15 protein-coding genes and 1 riboswitch are annotated in these 15,706 nt (G+C 48.7%); of the genes, 2 read left to right on the top strand and 13 right to left on the bottom strand.

The window, feature by feature from the left end; translation table 11 throughout:
• Positions 1 to 17: 17 nt before the first annotated feature.
• Positions 18 to 275 carry a YuzB family protein gene (locus tag E0698_RS03450; RefSeq protein ID WP_044645448.1) on the bottom strand — a complete coding sequence of 86 codons (258 nt, stop codon included), beginning with the start codon at positions 273 to 275 and terminating at the stop codon, positions 18 to 20.
• An 86-nt stretch (positions 276 to 361) separates the two neighbouring features.
• Between E0698_RS03450 and E0698_RS03445 the strand changes: the two genes are divergently transcribed.
• A complete protein-coding gene (locus tag E0698_RS03445) occupies positions 362 to 607 on the top strand; it encodes a NifU family protein (RefSeq protein ID WP_013311836.1) in 246 nt (81 codons plus the stop codon).
• A 92-nt stretch (positions 608 to 699) separates the two neighbouring features.
• Here E0698_RS03445 and E0698_RS03440 read toward each other — a convergent pair whose 3' ends face one another.
• The 8 genes from E0698_RS03440 to E0698_RS03405 form a co-directional block, all read right to left on the bottom strand.
• Positions 700 to 1,464, bottom strand: coding sequence for an SDR family oxidoreductase (locus E0698_RS03440; RefSeq protein WP_192510606.1), 765 nt, complete (start codon positions 1,462 to 1,464; stop codon positions 700 to 702).
• 145 nt (positions 1,465 to 1,609) lie between these two features.
• Positions 1,610 to 2,452, bottom strand: coding sequence for a MetQ/NlpA family ABC transporter substrate-binding protein (locus E0698_RS03435; protein ID WP_192510605.1), 843 nt, complete (start codon positions 2,450 to 2,452; stop codon positions 1,610 to 1,612).
• 75 nt (positions 2,453 to 2,527) lie between these two features.
• Entirely contained in the window at positions 2,528 to 3,196 is a 669-nt protein-coding gene (locus E0698_RS03430) for a methionine ABC transporter permease (RefSeq protein ID WP_134912822.1), read from the bottom strand.
• The gene (locus tag E0698_RS03425) at positions 3,193 to 4,215 is read right to left on the bottom strand and encodes a methionine ABC transporter ATP-binding protein (RefSeq protein WP_134912820.1); all 1,023 of its coding nucleotides are present in this window, start codon (positions 4,213 to 4,215) and stop codon (positions 3,193 to 3,195) included. Before E0698_RS03425 ends, E0698_RS03430 begins: the two co-directional genes overlap by 4 nt.
• 137 nt (positions 4,216 to 4,352) lie before the next feature.
• A riboswitch (SAM riboswitch) is annotated at positions 4,353 to 4,492 on the bottom strand.
• Positions 4,493 to 4,622: 130 nt separating this feature from the next.
• The gene (locus E0698_RS03420) at positions 4,623 to 5,342 is read right to left on the bottom strand and encodes a Cthe_2314 family HEPN domain-containing protein (protein WP_192510604.1); all 720 of its coding nucleotides are present in this window, start codon (positions 5,340 to 5,342) and stop codon (positions 4,623 to 4,625) included.
• Positions 5,343 to 5,395: 53 nt separating this feature from the next.
• Positions 5,396 to 7,162, bottom strand: a complete 1,767-nt coding sequence (locus tag E0698_RS03415) for a UbiD family decarboxylase (protein ID WP_192510603.1) — start codon at positions 7,160 to 7,162, stop codon at positions 5,396 to 5,398.
• Between the two features lie 130 nt (positions 7,163 to 7,292).
• Positions 7,293 to 8,225 carry a COX15/CtaA family protein gene (locus E0698_RS03410; protein ID WP_025684722.1) on the bottom strand — a complete coding sequence of 311 codons (933 nt, stop codon included), beginning with the start codon at positions 8,223 to 8,225 and terminating at the stop codon, positions 7,293 to 7,295.
• A gap of 219 nt (positions 8,226 to 8,444) precedes the next feature.
• Positions 8,445 to 8,789 carry a thioredoxin family protein gene (locus tag E0698_RS03405; protein ID WP_044645440.1) on the bottom strand — a complete coding sequence of 115 codons (345 nt, stop codon included), beginning with the start codon at positions 8,787 to 8,789 and terminating at the stop codon, positions 8,445 to 8,447.
• Between the two features lie 224 nt (positions 8,790 to 9,013).
• Here E0698_RS03405 and E0698_RS03400 point away from each other — a divergent pair, with 224 nt between their 5' ends.
• Positions 9,014 to 10,303, top strand: coding sequence for a DUF2515 family protein (locus tag E0698_RS03400; RefSeq protein WP_192510602.1), 1,290 nt, complete (start codon positions 9,014 to 9,016; stop codon positions 10,301 to 10,303).
• 28 nt (positions 10,304 to 10,331) lie between these two features.
• On the opposite strand, the gene E0698_RS03395 is transcribed toward E0698_RS03400, so the two are convergent.
• The 4 genes from E0698_RS03395 to E0698_RS03380 form a co-directional block, all read right to left on the bottom strand.
• The gene (locus E0698_RS03395) at positions 10,332 to 11,966 is read right to left on the bottom strand and encodes a putative polysaccharide biosynthesis protein (protein WP_134912815.1); all 1,635 of its coding nucleotides are present in this window, start codon (positions 11,964 to 11,966) and stop codon (positions 10,332 to 10,334) included.
• 130 nt (positions 11,967 to 12,096) lie between these two features.
• Entirely contained in the window at positions 12,097 to 12,576 is a 480-nt protein-coding gene (locus E0698_RS03390; protein ID WP_192510601.1) for a DUF456 family protein, read from the bottom strand.
• A gap of 51 nt (positions 12,577 to 12,627) precedes the next feature.
• The gene (locus tag E0698_RS03385) at positions 12,628 to 13,377 is read right to left on the bottom strand and encodes a Cof-type HAD-IIB family hydrolase (protein ID WP_192510600.1); all 750 of its coding nucleotides are present in this window, start codon (positions 13,375 to 13,377) and stop codon (positions 12,628 to 12,630) included.
• An 82-nt stretch (positions 13,378 to 13,459) separates the two neighbouring features.
• On the bottom strand, positions 13,460 to 15,538 hold the full coding sequence (locus E0698_RS03380) for a peptidoglycan D,D-transpeptidase FtsI family protein (RefSeq protein WP_192510599.1): 2,079 nt from the start codon (positions 15,536 to 15,538) through the stop codon (positions 13,460 to 13,462).
• Between the last annotated feature and the right edge of the window lie 168 nt (positions 15,539 to 15,706).

The following is a 15,706-nucleotide window of genomic DNA, read 5'->3' as shown; positions in this document are numbered from 1 at the left end:
GACGAATGATTAACAGCTTAGTCCAGATCAAGGTTATCCCACGCCTCGGCTTCCTTGATTTTGTTCATAATCACTTCGTACAGCAGCTCGGCTGAATCGGCAGATACAATCTCGCCGTTGACCATCGCATACGGTTCTGCGTTACACTGACCACAATTGCTGAGACAGCCGTATTCAATGACGTCGTAATCCGGATTTTGCTCCAGTCTGGACATCAATTCATCGGTGCCAAAATGCATATTGCTGGTGCAAAATTCAATGATGGGTCTTAACATTTTTTCACCTGCTTTGACGACGGGCATTTTAATTTGGCCCGCTTTGTAATATAATAAATAAGGTATAGGAAAGGAGTTGAATTCTAATGAGCGAAACACAAAGCGTTCAAATGTATGATGAAGTAGCAGATGTACTGGATAAGCTTCGTCCGTTCCTGCAACGCGATGGTGGCGACGTTGAGCTGGTTGATGTAGAAGACGGCATCGTTAAGCTGAAGCTGGTAGGCGCTTGCGGCAGTTGCCCAAGTTCCACAATCACGCTGAAAGCAGGGATTGAACGCGCTCTTCTCGAAGAAGTCGACGGCGTCCAAGAAGTGGTACAAGTATTCTAATGCTTGATGCATAATGATCATGAGAGTCTTGACTTCGGTAACGAAGCTCAAGACTCTTTTTTGTGTGACGGGGTCTACTGGATCTTCATCCCTTATATGATCGGCCGAATCGGGTCCAGCCCTCCCGACACATCCATAATATTGCCTGTGATAAAATCCGAATTCTCATCACACAAATAAGCAATCACTCGCGCAATGTCCTCTCCACTCCCCGGCCGTCCACGCGGTGTCTCTTTATCCTGCAAGCCGATGACGTCGGCAATTGACTTTTCCTTGTTCGCCCCCCGGATATCCCCGGGACAAATCATATTGACCGTGATACCAAAAGGAGCTTCCTCCACAGCCAGTGACTTCGTAAATGACACCAGCCCCACCTTGGCGGCTGCGTATACCGCGCGATGCGGCCAAGCTCGTGCTTCTCCAGCATGACCAAAGCCAAAATGAATAATACGTCCCCATTGCTGGTTCCGCATATGAAGTAGTACCAGATGATCCAGCAGCATCGTACCGACCAGATTCCCCTGAATCATGGCATGAATCTCGGCTACACTGTAATCCGCAAACAAGCGACGTTCCCGGATGAACGGTCCCGCGTTATTCACCATAATATCTACGCCGCCCAGCCGATCCTGTACTTCACTGATCAGCCTTGTAATATCTTCCTGAATCGAAATATCTCCTTGCAAAGACAGACAGCGTACTCCCTTGGCTTCAATCACCTGCCTAAGCTCTTCAGCTTCCGTTTGGCTATGCACATAATTCAGAGCAATATCACAGCCTTCATCAGCCAGACGCAGAGCGGTCATTTTACCTAATCCTTTGGCACTGCCTGTTATGAGTGCGACTTTGTGTCTCAACAGTTTTCCTCCTCTTCACAGAGAACGGTCACCCTCAAGTATAAAATATTTACGCTTCGCCTACAACTCCAAGCAAAAAAGAAACCCCAAATCCTCTTGTTCAAGAGAATTCGGGGTTGGGGTTCAACGCGTTCTCGTGTCCAGCTTAAAATGCCGGGATAATCGCGCCTTGGTATTTGTCTTCGATGAACTTTTTAGTTTCCGGGGATTGCAACGCTTTGATCAGCTTCTGAATCGCTTCGGAATCTTTATTATCCGGACGCGCTACCAGAACGTTAGCATATGGAGAATCTTTATCTTCCAATGCCAGTGCATCCTTTGTAGGGTTCAGCTTCGCTTCCAAAGCGTAGTTTGTGTTGATCAGTGCAATGTCCACTTCAGGCAACTGACGTGGCAGCATAGCCGCTTCCAGCTCCTTGAATTTCAGGTTTTTCGGGTTTTCTGTAATATCTTTTACGGTAGCTTCGACGTTGCTTGCGTCTTTCAACTTGATCAGACCTTGTTTCTCCAGCAACAGCAATGCACGTCCTCCATTGGTTGCATCGTTAGGAATGGCAACTGTTGCACCATCCGGAATTTCATCAAGCTTTTTATATTTTTGGGAGTAGATACCGAATGGCTCCAGATGAACCGCGCCTACAGATACCAGGTCCATTTTGCGCTCTTTGTTCATAACATCCATATATGGTACATGTTGATAGAAGTTAGCATCCAGTTGCTTGTCGAACAATTGTACGTTCGGTTGTACGTAGTCGTTAAACTGAACGACTTGAAGACGAACGCCCTCTTTTTCCAACTGAGGCTTGATCGCTTCCAAAATTTCCGCATGTGGCACAGGAGAAGCACCAACTTTCAGCTCGACTTCACGTGGTGACCCACCAGTATTTTGGGTCGCATTGTTTGTATCGGATGTCGTGCTTTTCGTGCCGCAAGCAGCCAATACCGCAATTAATGTCAAGCTTAATACGGCCAATACCCATTTTTTCATGTTATTACCCCTCCAATGAATTGTGATGTTCAGGATTCAGACGCCCTGATCAATAAGGATATCTATATGGTTTCCCTATTTTCGAGTATAATGCCGCACCAGACGGTCTCCCGCCATTTGCAGCAGTTGCACCAGTACGACCATCAGTACGACCGCAACGATCATTACAGCCGTTTCATAACGGTAGTATCCGTAGTTGATAGCCAGTGTACCCAGACCACCGCCCCCGATCATACCGGACATCGCTGTATAGGATACGAGCGTAACAACGGTAATCGTTAATGCGGCGAGCAGACCCGGCAGTGCCTCACGCAACAGCACCCGACGGATAATCTGCCCTGTAGAGGCACCCATGGCTTGTGCGGCCTCGATAACACCCTTGTCCACTTCGCGCAATGACGTCTCCACGAGACGGGCGAAGAATGGCGCAGCACCAATGACCAGCGGTGGAATCGTACCCAGCACTCCCGTGGAAGTCCCCACCAGCGACCGTGTAAAAGGAATCAGTGCAACAATCAAAATAATAAACGGTACGGAACGCAAAATGTTTACGATAAAGGAAAGTACAACGTATATCACCTTCATCAGATTCCATGAAGAGCGGCTTGCCAAAAACAATAAAATTCCGAGAGGCAGACCAATAATAAGGGTGAACAACGCAGATGCACCGAGCATCTGAAGTGTCTCTAATGTAGAGTTACCCAGTTCTTCCCAACTCACTTGTGAAAAATCAAGTTCACTCATTGTCCGATCACCTCCACATCAAGCCCCTGACCGGACACTTCCCGCAGCGTATGCTCAATATCCTCCTGATTTCCTTCAAAACGGACGATAAGCTGTCCATACGGTACGTTTTTAATTGTGGAGATGGTTCCCTGCAAGATCGCAAAATCAACGCCGGTACTACGAGCCGTTCGTGACAGAATCGCATCGTATGTCTTGCTGCCCAAAAATGAAATCCGTACAACATGCGCCGATTCGCCGCCTCCTGCTGCTGCAATCGCTGCTTGCAGCTCCTCGGGATGCTCAGACTCCCGCTGGATAAAGTCCTTGGTCACCTGATGCTGCGGCTTGAGGAATACTTCTGCCACCGGACCTTGCTCCACGATGTCGCCCTGATGAATGACACCAACACGATCACAGATGCTTTGAATGACATGCATTTCATGCGTAATCAGCACGATGGTCAAATTAAAGCGCTGGTTAATGTCTAAAAGCAATTTCAGGATGGACCCTGTCGTCTGCGGATCAAGCGCCGAAGTTGCCTCGTCGCACAGCAGTACATGAGGATCACTGGCAAGCGCTCGTGCAATACCTACCCGCTGCTTTTGTCCACCCGAGAGCTGTGACGGATATTTAGCGCTGTGCTCTTCCAGACCCACCAGTTCCAGCAATTCACGAACCTTCTGGTCCAACTTCTCCTTCGGCGTATTTACCAAGCGCAACGGAAAGGCAATATTATCATATACCGTCGCCGAGGATAACAAATTAAAATGCTGAAAGATCATTCCGATTTTACGACGCTGTTTCTGTAACTGGGATTGACTTACCGTGGCGAGATTCACGCCATCTACCCATACCTCGCCCGAGGTCGGACGTTCCAATAAATTAATACAGCGGATCAGCGTACTTTTCCCCGCTCCGGAATGACCGATGACTCCAAATATTTCACCACGCTCTATGGAAAGATTCAAACCGGACAGCGCACTAACGCGTCGGCTGCCTTTGCCATAATGCTTGGTTAATTGTTTAAGCTCTATCAACGTGCTGCGACCCCCTTCACTCTTCCTTACCCTTTTAAGCGACATTCATCTCTCAGGAATTATAAAATTCCTTCTCTATGATTATACAAAAAGAGCCCCCTTCACAGAAATGAAAAGGGCCCCACCATGCGAACCTTTTCTCATCTGTCAAAACCGTTATAAGTCTAGCGGTTTTGTAGGAATTAGCACCATAATGTTCCCTTCCGGTGTTTCACACCGGAAGGGAACGGGTTGCCGGGCTTCATCGGGCCAGTCCCTCCACCTCTCTGGATAAGAAAATATGTTAAACTCCAGCTTTAGCTGTCCGTTAAATTTAATATATAAAATCATAATTCAAGCATTTTCTGAAACTAGATTTCAGTATAGATAGTTTACATAGCTTTGTCAAAGGATATTTTCTGACATAATTATGGATGAGCTTCCCGGTTCTCCCACTGTTTCGCCGTATAACGAAAGGCAGTCGCCAGGGAACGGTTCACCATCTCCAGACCTTGCTTCAAATCCTCCAGGTGATGATCCAGATCCTCCAGTTGTATCTTGCCATACAAAGCACGATGCCTCTGCCAGAGATCATCCTGCATTTCTGTATTCATATAGTGTATCTCCGTATTGCGCCGCTTGCGCAGTCGGTTAATAGCATCGGTATATGAGTCCTTGATATCAATTAAGCTGTCGGTCATTTCAGGATGCATTTTCAAATATCTGAATTGCCGCAGCACTGTAAAATACGAATAATGTGCCTTGTACTGACCCGTTTTCAGATCATACAGATCGTTGAGCCAGTTCCCAAGCTTATCCAGAATGGAAAATACCCGCACAAACCCGTCTTTATAAAAGAAGACATACAGCGCGTAATCCGATTTCTCATCCACGCTCATATCCTCGGCATATCCTGCTTTGACTTTCGTTCGGAAAAAGGCGGCAGCATGATGGCTCTGCTCCAGCTCATCCAGAGATGACATCAGGCCGCGTGTCAAAATATCCGCCTTGCGAAAAGCATGAGTCGGATCTCCACTGGCCTGAATTTGCCGCTCCAGCAGTTTCAGCATGTCTGACATGCTGTTCATAGCATCCAGCAGGATGCCCTTGTTCACACGTGGCGGCTCGCCTAGCAGCTTGCGTATCATGCTCACGCCTCCTTTTATGAATGTAAAATCCGGTTGTTGGGTTGGCTAGGGCGTCAAGCGAAATAACTCGTCCACCGTTGGTCTACAAGCTTAACAATATCCTCGCGCGGCAGCACTTCATCTGGGTAGCCCGGCTTCATACGTGCATCCACTACAATTGGCAGCTTGTAGTTCAAATGATGCAAACGGACCTCGCTGTCTGCATACATATCCGTAGCCGGGTTAAACCGCGTAAACACCGTCCACAGGAATGATGCTTGTGAGCGAACGACTTCCTTGGCATCATCTACAATAAAGACAAGCGGCCATTCCTGCTCGCCCGCAGACAAACGCTCCAGTACCCGCGCTGCCAGCTCAGGCTCCTGATCAAAGGTCGCACCGGATACGACGAGACATCCTCCGCAATACGGCTCAATTTCGCGAATTCCCGGCAGGTCGCCTCCTTCATAGGCACGAGGCAGTTCACGTATAGGCTCACCTACGCCCATCAGGATCGCTTTACTGCCGTGATTCAGCTTTCGGCCCGTATAATCAAGTGTATCGTGAGACGTATGATTGAAAATAAATAAATCCGTCGCTGGATTAAATCTCTCCAGAATGGTTTCCAGCAGCAGGTTAAAATCAGATAAATCAATGACTCGATCCGTCAGCATCAGGAATTTGGTCAATGACAATTGGCCCTGTCCCAAAATGGTAAAGCCTGATACTAGCGCTTCGCGGGAATAGCTTTCACGCACAACTGCCGCTGCCAATGCATGTACACCCGTTTCTGCGTAAGCCCACAGAGACTTAACGGAAGGCATCACAAGCGGATAGGCAGGTGACAGCAGACGTTGTAAAAATTCGCCGAGATAATAATCCTCCTGCCGTGGTTTACCTACAATGGTTGCTGGATAAATGGCATCCTTACGGTGGTACATATGCTTGACATGAAATACAGGGAAATCATGCTGTAAGGAGTAGTAGCCAAAATGATCGCCAAACGGTCCTTCCGGGCGACGTTCGTGAGGCGGCACATAGCCGCTGATCGCAAATTCGGCCTCTGCCGGAATCCGGTGACCGCCGAGTGGGTCTTCTGTCATTGGCAGCTTGCCGCCCATAATGAGCGAGGCAAGTAGCAGCTCAGGCAGATTTTCCGGTGCTGGAGCAATTGCGGATGCAATCAGAGCAGGTGGCCCGCCGATAATAACGGTCGTAGGCAACGGCTCATTACGCAGCTCAGCTTCATGATAATGAAAGCCGCCGCCTTTATGGATTTGCCAGTGAATCCCGGTGGTCTGATCATCATAAATCTGGATGCGATACATGCCCAAATTATGATCCTTGGACTGACCCGGCTTCTCGGTATATACGAGCGGAAGCGTGATAAACGGCCCCCCGTCATCCTGCCAACTCGTCACTCTTGGAAGTGGAGCCAGCGGAGCATCCGTACGGCGAACTCCCAGTACAGGAGCCTCGCTATGGGATACCGTTTTCAGCCCTACTTTTAGCATGTCCTTAATCAGTCCACGTTCATTCCACAATGCCTTGGGGGTAGGTGGAAGCAATGTTTTGGTCGCCCCTACAATCGCATCCATCAGTTGTTCCGGGCGAGGCCCAAAGGCCATATCCACACGACGGTTTGTGCCAAACAGATTGCTGGCTACAGGGAACGGAGTACCTTTTACATTGGTGAACAGCAATGCCGGGCCTTCTTCCTCAATAACTCTCCGATGAATTTCGGCCAGTTCCAAATAAGGATCGACAGGTGCTTCTATAATTTGAAGATTATTTTCTTTACGTAGCGCTTCAATAAATTGGCGCAAATTCTGGTAGATCAACTGGACGATTCCTCCTAAGCAAATCAAGCCCTCGAGAAACTCGCGGACCTGGTTTGTTTCTTATATGCTATTATACGTGCTTCAACGCCACTTGGGCAAAATATCCGTTTCACTATGATCTATGAAATGCTTAGGTACGTTGTGCTTGGGTCGGAACAAGCTTGCGGTCCGGTGACAATTGCCATACACGATAGCTCAGATAAGCCAAGATGGAGAACAACGATGCAATCACCAGCATATGTCCCAGCACGATAAACATGTAGATTTCAGGTCTGTTGACGTACAACAAGATAATTCCAATCACCACTTGAAGCAAGATTAACAAGACCGATACGACACCCAATATACGGATATCCCGGTGATTCGGGTGATACCGGTATGAGTAGTGACCCACAGCCAAGATAATGACGAACAGCAGGCCAGCTGAAATCTGATGAAGCAGCAGCGGAGATATGAAGCCCCCAATATTTACAACCTTCTGGATGACCGAGTGACTAAGCAACGCCCCTGAATAGACAGCAATATAGGTATAAATCGTCGATAGCCATATAAAGTTACGAAAGCCCCGACTGACAGGCCCAGGAATCAGACGCGGGGTGTAGCGTGAATCCGCATGCTCCTGCCAGGCCCCCAGCGTCATCATGGTCGCACTGGCAAAAGCGATAAGCGCAAAGCCAAAATGCAGCCCCATGACTGCAGCCGATTGGGAGAAGATGACAGCCAGTGCCCCCATCGCTCCTTGTATGATGACAAACATTAACGTCAGCAACGAGAATAACTGTAAATCCTTACGATGCTTCATAAACAGCAAAAAGCCAACAAAAGAGGCAATGGAGAGTATGCCAGCCATGGCACTAACAGAGCGATGCGTAAACTCAATAACAGATGCGATCGTATGCGCCGGAACCAGCTTGCCATTACAAAGCGGGAATTCCCGTCCACAGCCGAGACCCGAATCCGTCCGCGTCACGACGCCTCCACCGAAGGTAGCCAGAAACATGACAATACATGTTACGAGTGCAAGCCACTTTAATATTCTGATTTTGTTATTCAAAGAATTCACCCGTATCCTTCCAAATATAATATTTATTCACTTCATAATGTTGTGAAATGATCACTTAAAATAATTATAACTGATATATCGTTCCTTGACATACGTGCTTTGTTGACAAAATGTGAACGTGTCCCGTGAGAAAGCCGCCCCCTTTGGAAGGAAGCGGCTTTCTGAATGCCCTAATGAATAGAATTCCCCTCGGAACCCTTATGCCATGCACAACATCAATTATTTAGCCAAGCTGGCGTGTACTTCTACTGCCCGGTCCAAAAATTGCTCGATTTCCTCACGGGATTTGCGCAGTTTGTTTACCAGACGCACTAGCTCGCGCCCTTCACTGTAAGCGATAAAGCTGGGAATACCCAACACATTCTGCTCCTGGCTGACACTTTCGGCCTGCTCTACATCAATTTCAATCAATGTAAGCTTGTCTGCATATTGCTGTTCCACATCAGGCATGAACGGATCAATGAAATGACAATCTCCGCACCAGTCCGCCTTAAACACAGCTACTGTTACGCCAGAAGTGGATATTGCCTTATTAAAGTCTTCATGAGAGACGATCTTTTGCATGGATGATTCCTCCTTGAATTCTGTTTGTAAAAAAGAGCTTGTGCTTTCTATCTATTGTAACGCCAAGTGGCGCTTTTGCACACTCCCCTATTATTCCCGAATCACCGATTGGAGGCCCTGCCATCGAGACATACTAACAATATACTTCAGAACACACTTAGAACATCCCTGCATACTTAGCGGAATACGGAGTGTTCTCAGACTTTGAAAGGAGGTTATCCAGTATGTCTTTCACCGAATGGTTCCATGTGGCATCACGCCAGCTTCAGAGGGGGCTAAAGCTGCTCGGTTCCGTACCACGTGCTGCGGAGGAAGCGTGGGAAGGCAAGCGGGCGGCCTGGACCGAGTCCCGCAAGCTGCGCTATCCACTGCGTGAGCTGCCGTGGGATGACCAAGCCGCACAGGCCGCCATGGATGAAGCCGAAGCACTCATGATGGTGAATGGACCCGCTTCCCGTCCCTCTACTCTGAATATGCCCTTATGCGAAACGGACTGTGAGCTGGTCGAACGGATCAAGAACGATACAGCACAGGAAAATCGCAGCAACATCACCCGGACAGCCGCTTATCTTGAGTGCTATCACGGCTACCCCGAGTTACATTGGGCGCTGCTGGCTCATCTGGTTTCTCGCAATGGTGGCTATAACATGACCGATTTGAAGGGCGGTCTGATCGACAGTCTGTTCAGCGAACTGGAAAAGGAATGGTTATATCGGTTGCTGGAGCGCTGCAATGCCCTTATTTTTCAGGACGCCTACCCGCAGCTGCAATTATACATGCACAGCCGTCATCTGGGCCGAAGCTGCTTTCATTTGCTCCCCCATTTTCATGTATCACCATTCATGAGACCCTTCTGGGAACGTTTCTGGGCTTGGCGGGACAGTTCTCTCTTAAGCGTAGCCCTGATCATTAATGAACAAAACTATATTGAGGGCCGGGTGGTGAAAGATCCTTATTTCCAAAAATTTGTGACGCACAAGCCGGGCTTTTATTTGCACGATTGGCTCCAGTTGAATCAGGTCATATTTCCGCTTGGGCTAAACGGCGGCCTCGCCGGACTTGTGATGGAGCGATTCGGCCATCTGGATGAGCGGATCGGCTTCGGTAAAAGTCTGTATGCCATGCTGTTCAGTCACCAGCAGGTGCTGGATCAAGTAACAGCATTCGCTACCAGCGTGCCGCATACGGGCTCACGCAGCGACTATTGGCCAGGACTGTTCACTCCGGACAAAGAAAAAGCGCTGCGCTCTCCTGAAGAGAGTGCAGCGCTACTGGCACATGAATGGCTGCCGCCGGGACAACGCCTATACAGCCCAGAGCTGAACGCCGTCTGGTCGGATACGCCTTATGATCCGATCCCCCGTTACGACTGGTTTCAGGACGGCTCCACGCTTGGGCATCTCAGCGAACCAAAGCGACCGCTGTTATTTGCCATGCGGCATGAGCACCGCCATGGCATCCAAAAAACAGCGATGGCCCATGACGCGCATGCCAGCCTGCGGCCTTTCCACTAAAAAAGCTGGAGGGCTGCCTATACTTCTTTTAGCCTCGTTGCCCTGTGGACTCACGCTGGAGACGCATCAGTGGACGCAGTACCTTTTGCAACACACGCGGGTAGTTACCCAACTCGTCCCTGCGCAGTACGCGCAGCACAACCAGCAGCACCAAATAGCATACCAGTACAGCCGCCCCGGCAATACAGCACGCGATGAAGAAGGCCACACGTGCAGGCATGATATGAATCAGCAGAATACAAGCCTCATTCACACCGTATCCAATGGCTCCCGAAAGCACGACTGCGGTCAGAAAGCCTGCCCAGCGACGGCCCATGATGGAGAAGGATACGATGCCTTTGAGCACATGCAAATTCAGCAGCGTAATCACGAGGAAACATAATCCGGTTGCGGCAATGATGCCGTAAATCCCGAGCCAACCAGCCAGCAACCAGCTCGCAGCCAGCTTAACAACGATACCGACCAAGACATTAACCATTGAAATACGCGGTTTGCCCATACCGATCAAAATCGAGTTAGAGGTCATCATCGTGATCTGGAATATCGTTCCGAGTGTCAGAACAGCGATAATCCCGCTGCCTCCAAGCGAACTGAACAGTAAGCCATTGATGGAATAGGCGGTTACACACAAGGCCAACACAATCGGCATTCCAGTCAAAATAGAGATCCGCAAGGCCAGCGTCATCTGATTTTGCAAATGCTGTTCATCCTTGCGGGCAAAAGCCGCCGAAATGATCGGAATGAGCGATTGACTGAGCGCGATAGCCAAAATCGGCGGAATCCCCGCCACACTCTGCGCACGTGCTCCCAAATAACCCAACTGGGTCGTTGCCTGATCCAAGCCGATTTGGACGGACAGTAGTCTAACCACAATCGACGTATCAATAAAGTTAACGGCCGGAACTGTCAAAGAAGACAATACAATTGGAATAGACAGCGTAAAAATGTCTTTGTAAATGCGCATCAACGGCAATGCGGAGCTTTCCTCCTGGAATTGCTCTTGTCGATCCTGACGATCCTGGCGACGCATTTTCACCGTGTAATACAGCATGACCGCCAGTGCGCCAATGCTTCCCATGACACCTCCGAACGATGCCCCGGCCGCAACCTCACGATCTCCATAACCGAGCTTCAAAATAATAAATGCGAGCAAAATAGCAGTAGCTACCCGTGCGACCTGCTCCACAATTTGTGAAATACCGCCTGCGGTCATATTACCGCGCCCTTGGAAGTACCCGCGCATCATGGCAATGGCGGGAAACAGCAGCAAGGCAGGTGCCAATGCCTGAATAGCCAAGGCCGACTGAGGAACTCCCGCCACATGCTCGGCAAAATAAGGCGCGCCAAAATACAGCACCACCGTAATGATAATGCCAGCCGCCGCCGCAAACAGCAACGCCGCATGGTACACACGTCGTGCTTCTGTAGGCCGATTCAGCGCATAACGCTCGGAGACCATTTTGCTCAACGTACTTGGAATACCTGCTGTAGCCACCGTGAGCAACATCAAATAAGCATTGTTCGCAATCGTAAACGAGGCGTTCCCTACGGAACCAAGCAAATGCTCTAGCGGAACTCGCTGCACCAGACCCAGCACTCTCGCCACCAAGGCGGCTGCGGCTAAAATAAGCGTGCCTCTAAGAAATGTTTCTTTATTGGACAAAATGCGTTCCCTTCTTTCTTGCTGTTGACACGCATGCAAAAGCTCCGCAAAGCAGTCATGGCCTGAGCCATCACCGGTGCGGAGCCGCATGTCGATTCTGTCTCTGCAAATCACAAGCATAGGTGTTAAACTAGAACACCCAAATCAAGAATACAAGAATCATGACAAGCTGTAAAATTACTTTCATCACGGTGCTGGTAAACAGCCCTAATACAGAACCAAAGCCCACTTTAATCGCTCGATCCAGCGGGGCCTTGCTAATTAGCTCACCCAGCACAGCGCCAATAAACGGCCCTAAAATCAGACCAAACGCCGGAATAACAAAAGGGCCGATAATAATCCCGATGGTACTAAGGATCGTGGACAGACGTGAGCCGCCAAATCGTTTGACCCCCCACGCAGTGACGGCATAATCTGCAACAAATAGTGCAACTACTATTAGTGTCTGTATGATCCAAAACCATACATTATATGGAGCAAACGAGAAAAACCAGCCGTACACAAAAAATGCAAAATAGATGGCGAGCGCCCCTGGCAATACGGGATATACTGCCCCGGCCATGCCAACAATGAACAGCGCAACGATAATAATCCAGCTTACAATGTCCACTGGCTCCCTCCTTCTCGTCCAATTATCCCAGATGCTTTATCATTCGTTTTCCTAGACAAGTACATAATCACGGATAACTTCTACGATGCCATCTTCATTATTCGAAGCTACGACCAGATCGGCCGCTTCTTTTAGCGTATCCTGTGCATTGCCCATCGCAACACCCAGTCCAACCGCTTGAATTACAGCCAAATCATTCAGACTGTCACCTACTGCAACTACCTGCTCCATTGTAATCCCGAGCAAATCGCATACTTCTGCAATCCCACTGGCTTTTGATATGCCCGCTGGGTTGATTTCCAGATTCGTCATGGAAGAGTTGGAAATTTCAAGTCCGCCCATGTCCTGAAGCTTGAGCAAAATTTGATTCCGAATTTCGTCATTTTCCGTATTATAACCGAATTTGAGCCATTCCTGTGTATCCAACGTATCCGGCCAACGATCTCTATTATATAATTCCTCCGTCGAGTAAGCCCAGAACCAGGAATCTGTTTCTACAGCAATCTGGTGCATTTTCCGAACCAACTCCTTATCAAGCAAATAACGGCGCCACAGCTCATGAGGGGATTTCCATACCTCACTGCCGTTTACCGTCACCATAGGTGTATCCAGGCCGAGCTGCTGTCCGTAGGGCAAGGCATGCATCGCCGCTCGTCCGGTAGACAAGCACACGTGAATCCCCTCTTGAATCGCCTTATTAATCCAGTTGATCGTTTCCAGCGTAATTTCATGATTGTCGTTCAATAAAGTTCCATCCATGTCGAGCGCAAGCAGTTTGTATTTATATTGGTTTTCTCCCATGGGTTCTCTTCCTCCTGTATGTCCCTTATGTCCAACGACATTTTACCATGAAAAAGAGTAGCCCACAAAAGAATTCAAGTCCTCACTTTGCGGTCTGCCGCTTTTTAGGGATACCATCCAGCCCGTAAACCTCGTCATATGCGTCAAATATTTTACGCGCCACAGGTCCAGCGCTCGTCGCGCCAAAGCCCCCTTCAGGAATAATGACCGCGACGGCCAGCTTCGGATTTTGACGCGGAGCAAAAGCAATGAACACCCCGTTATCTTTAACCGCACGTCCCACTACCTGCTGGGAAGTCCCCGTTTTACGGGCATAATCATACGGAAACCCGTTAAATGCTTTAACATCCGTAGCCATACCGCGAATCACCGTATTCCAGTACGTATCTGAAAAAGCAACCTCATTCAGCACCTTGGGCTTGAACTCACGCACGAGGTTGCCTTGATCATCCACAATTTTACTGACCAAATGCGGCTGCATACGCTTGCCTTTCGTTGCCAGCACGGTCGTATACTGGGCAAGCTGCATCGTCGTATATTTCCCCTGTTGACCAAAGGATGCCTGTACCAAACGTGTCAGCGCACTTTCATGCTTGCTCGTATACTCAAGTCTGCCTGCCCACTCGCCTGGCAGATCGACTTCAGTCGGTACGCCTAATCCAAATTCCTTCATATACTTGTCCCATACATCAATTCCCTGATGCACCCCTGCATTACTTCCATATTTGGCATACAGCGGCTTGCCGATCATATCCACCATGAAATTATTCGATGAGACTTCAATTGCCCTGCTGGGGGTAAGAGGACCATACACGTGGCCACTCGAATTACCAACCCGGCTGGAACGATTTTTACCATAGTATGCGCTCCCCGTATCCAGATAAGTTTGTCCGGGAGAAAATAAGTTTTCCTTCAAGCCGATCAGCACGGTTAGGGGTTTAATGGTTGAACCCAGCAGCACCGAGGATTCCGGGTGCGGACCCGCTTTTCCACTAGGGACGGATTTAATCGTTCCGTTCCCCATTTTATGCTGAATTTCGTCATATACCGAAGGCGATGTACTTCCCGTTTTCCATACATTGGAGTCATAGTCCGGCATACTGGCCATCGCTACGACATTTCCTGTCTCGACCTCCATCGCTACAGCGAAGCCAGTGGTGGCATCGCCGTGGAGCTTACCCGATACCGGATGGGTATGAAGCCAACGAAGCTGATCCACAATCGCTTGTTCGGTTTTTTGCTGAATTTCCTTGTTGATGGTGGAATACAGATGGTATCCCTTTTCCGGCGGAGTAATGGATTCAATGCCTTCCGGCATGCTACGCGGATTTACCTCTATCGTTTTATAGCCGTTTTTTCCTCTCAGCTCATCCTGATACTGAAGCTCCAAGCCATCATATCCGACGGTCTCACTTTCCGAGTAAACCTGTTCGGGTCTTAGGACCTCCGAATTGGCTTGATATATCTCCTTGTATTTTGGCCGATTGGTACGCGCTCCTTTGAACTTGTACATATATCCAATCGTTTGCACCGCCACCCGATCCGGGTCATAATGGCGCACACTTTCTTCTACAATCTCAATTCCAGGGAACTCCTGCCGATGCTCCAGAAAATAGGCGATTTCCTCCCGATTCAAGTCAGATTTGACCAGACGCGGAGTAAAGCCCCTATATTGAGTGTAGTCCTTGTCCAGCCGTTCCTTAATTTTCTCTACATCAAGTTGCTCACCCTCCGTACTTCCTAGCTCACTCAGCTTGGCAGCAAGCTTTTCAGCAAAAGCATTAAACTCAGGAAGCAGCTTTTTTCCCGGCTTACGGTCTTTTTCTGCACGTTTGCTATAATCCTTTGATAAGGTCACATACAGCGACTGTACCGGAGTTGAATAAGCCAGCTTGACGAGACCCGTAGAGTCATAAATCGTACCCCGACTCGGGGCTAACGGAACATTTTTCGTATTTACGGACTGCTGCTGCTCCTTCAGCTCTGCCGATTGCACAAACTGTAAGACCGCCAGTCTGGTAAAGATAATGGCAAATAACACAAAAACACTGAAAAAAAGAAGATTGGTCCGATAAACCGTCCGCTTTTTTTGTGTCTCTTCATTTTCTTCATGGCTTTTCTTTTTGAATGAAAACTTCTTATCCAAACTTCCTCTGTTCATATTAGCTGGTCGTTACTCCTTTCGCCGGGGTTCTCATATTCCTGATCCTACCATAATAGGCGTACATAACAATGAATTTGATGGTGACAATTTTGTAAGAAAACGTATAAAGATCATAAAAAAAAGCTTCCCTCGGCACAAAGGCTGAGAGAAGCTTTTTTTGAAATG

The sequence above is a fragment of the Paenibacillus sp. 23TSA30-6 genome, from assembly GCF_014858585.1.
GTDB lineage: Bacteria > Bacillota > Bacilli > Paenibacillales > Paenibacillaceae > Paenibacillus.
Note: the sequence above shows the minus strand (reverse complement) of the source record. Positions and strands in the feature narration are given on the sequence as shown.

What these genes read in the sequence shown, in the direction of transcription:
- E0698_RS03430 (WP_134912822.1), bottom strand. Translation starts at nt 3,196, where the DNA reads ATGAGTGAACTTGATTTTTCACAAGTGAGTTGGGAAGAACTGGGTAAC.
- E0698_RS03445 (WP_013311836.1), top strand. Translation starts at nt 362, where the DNA reads ATGAGCGAAACACAAAGCGTTCAAATGTATGATGAAGTAGCAGATGTA.
- E0698_RS03385 (WP_192510600.1), bottom strand. Translation starts at nt 13,377, where the DNA reads ATGGGAGAAAACCAATATAAATACAAACTGCTTGCGCTCGACATGGAT.
- E0698_RS03405 (WP_044645440.1), bottom strand. Translation starts at nt 8,789, where the DNA reads ATGCAAAAGATCGTCTCTCATGAAGACTTTAATAAGGCAATATCCACT.
- E0698_RS03380 (WP_192510599.1), bottom strand. Translation starts at nt 15,538, where the DNA reads ATGAACAGAGGAAGTTTGGATAAGAAGTTTTCATTCAAAAAGAAAAGC.
- E0698_RS03435 (WP_192510605.1), bottom strand. Translation starts at nt 2,452, where the DNA reads ATGAAAAAATGGGTATTGGCCGTATTAAGCTTGACATTAATTGCGGTA.
- E0698_RS03420 (WP_192510604.1), bottom strand. Translation starts at nt 5,342, where the DNA reads ATGATACGCAAGCTGCTAGGCGAGCCGCCACGTGTGAACAAGGGCATC.
- E0698_RS03400 (WP_192510602.1), top strand. Translation starts at nt 9,014, where the DNA reads ATGTCTTTCACCGAATGGTTCCATGTGGCATCACGCCAGCTTCAGAGG.
- E0698_RS03450 (WP_044645448.1), bottom strand. Translation starts at nt 275, where the DNA reads ATGTTAAGACCCATCATTGAATTTTGCACCAGCAATATGCATTTTGGC.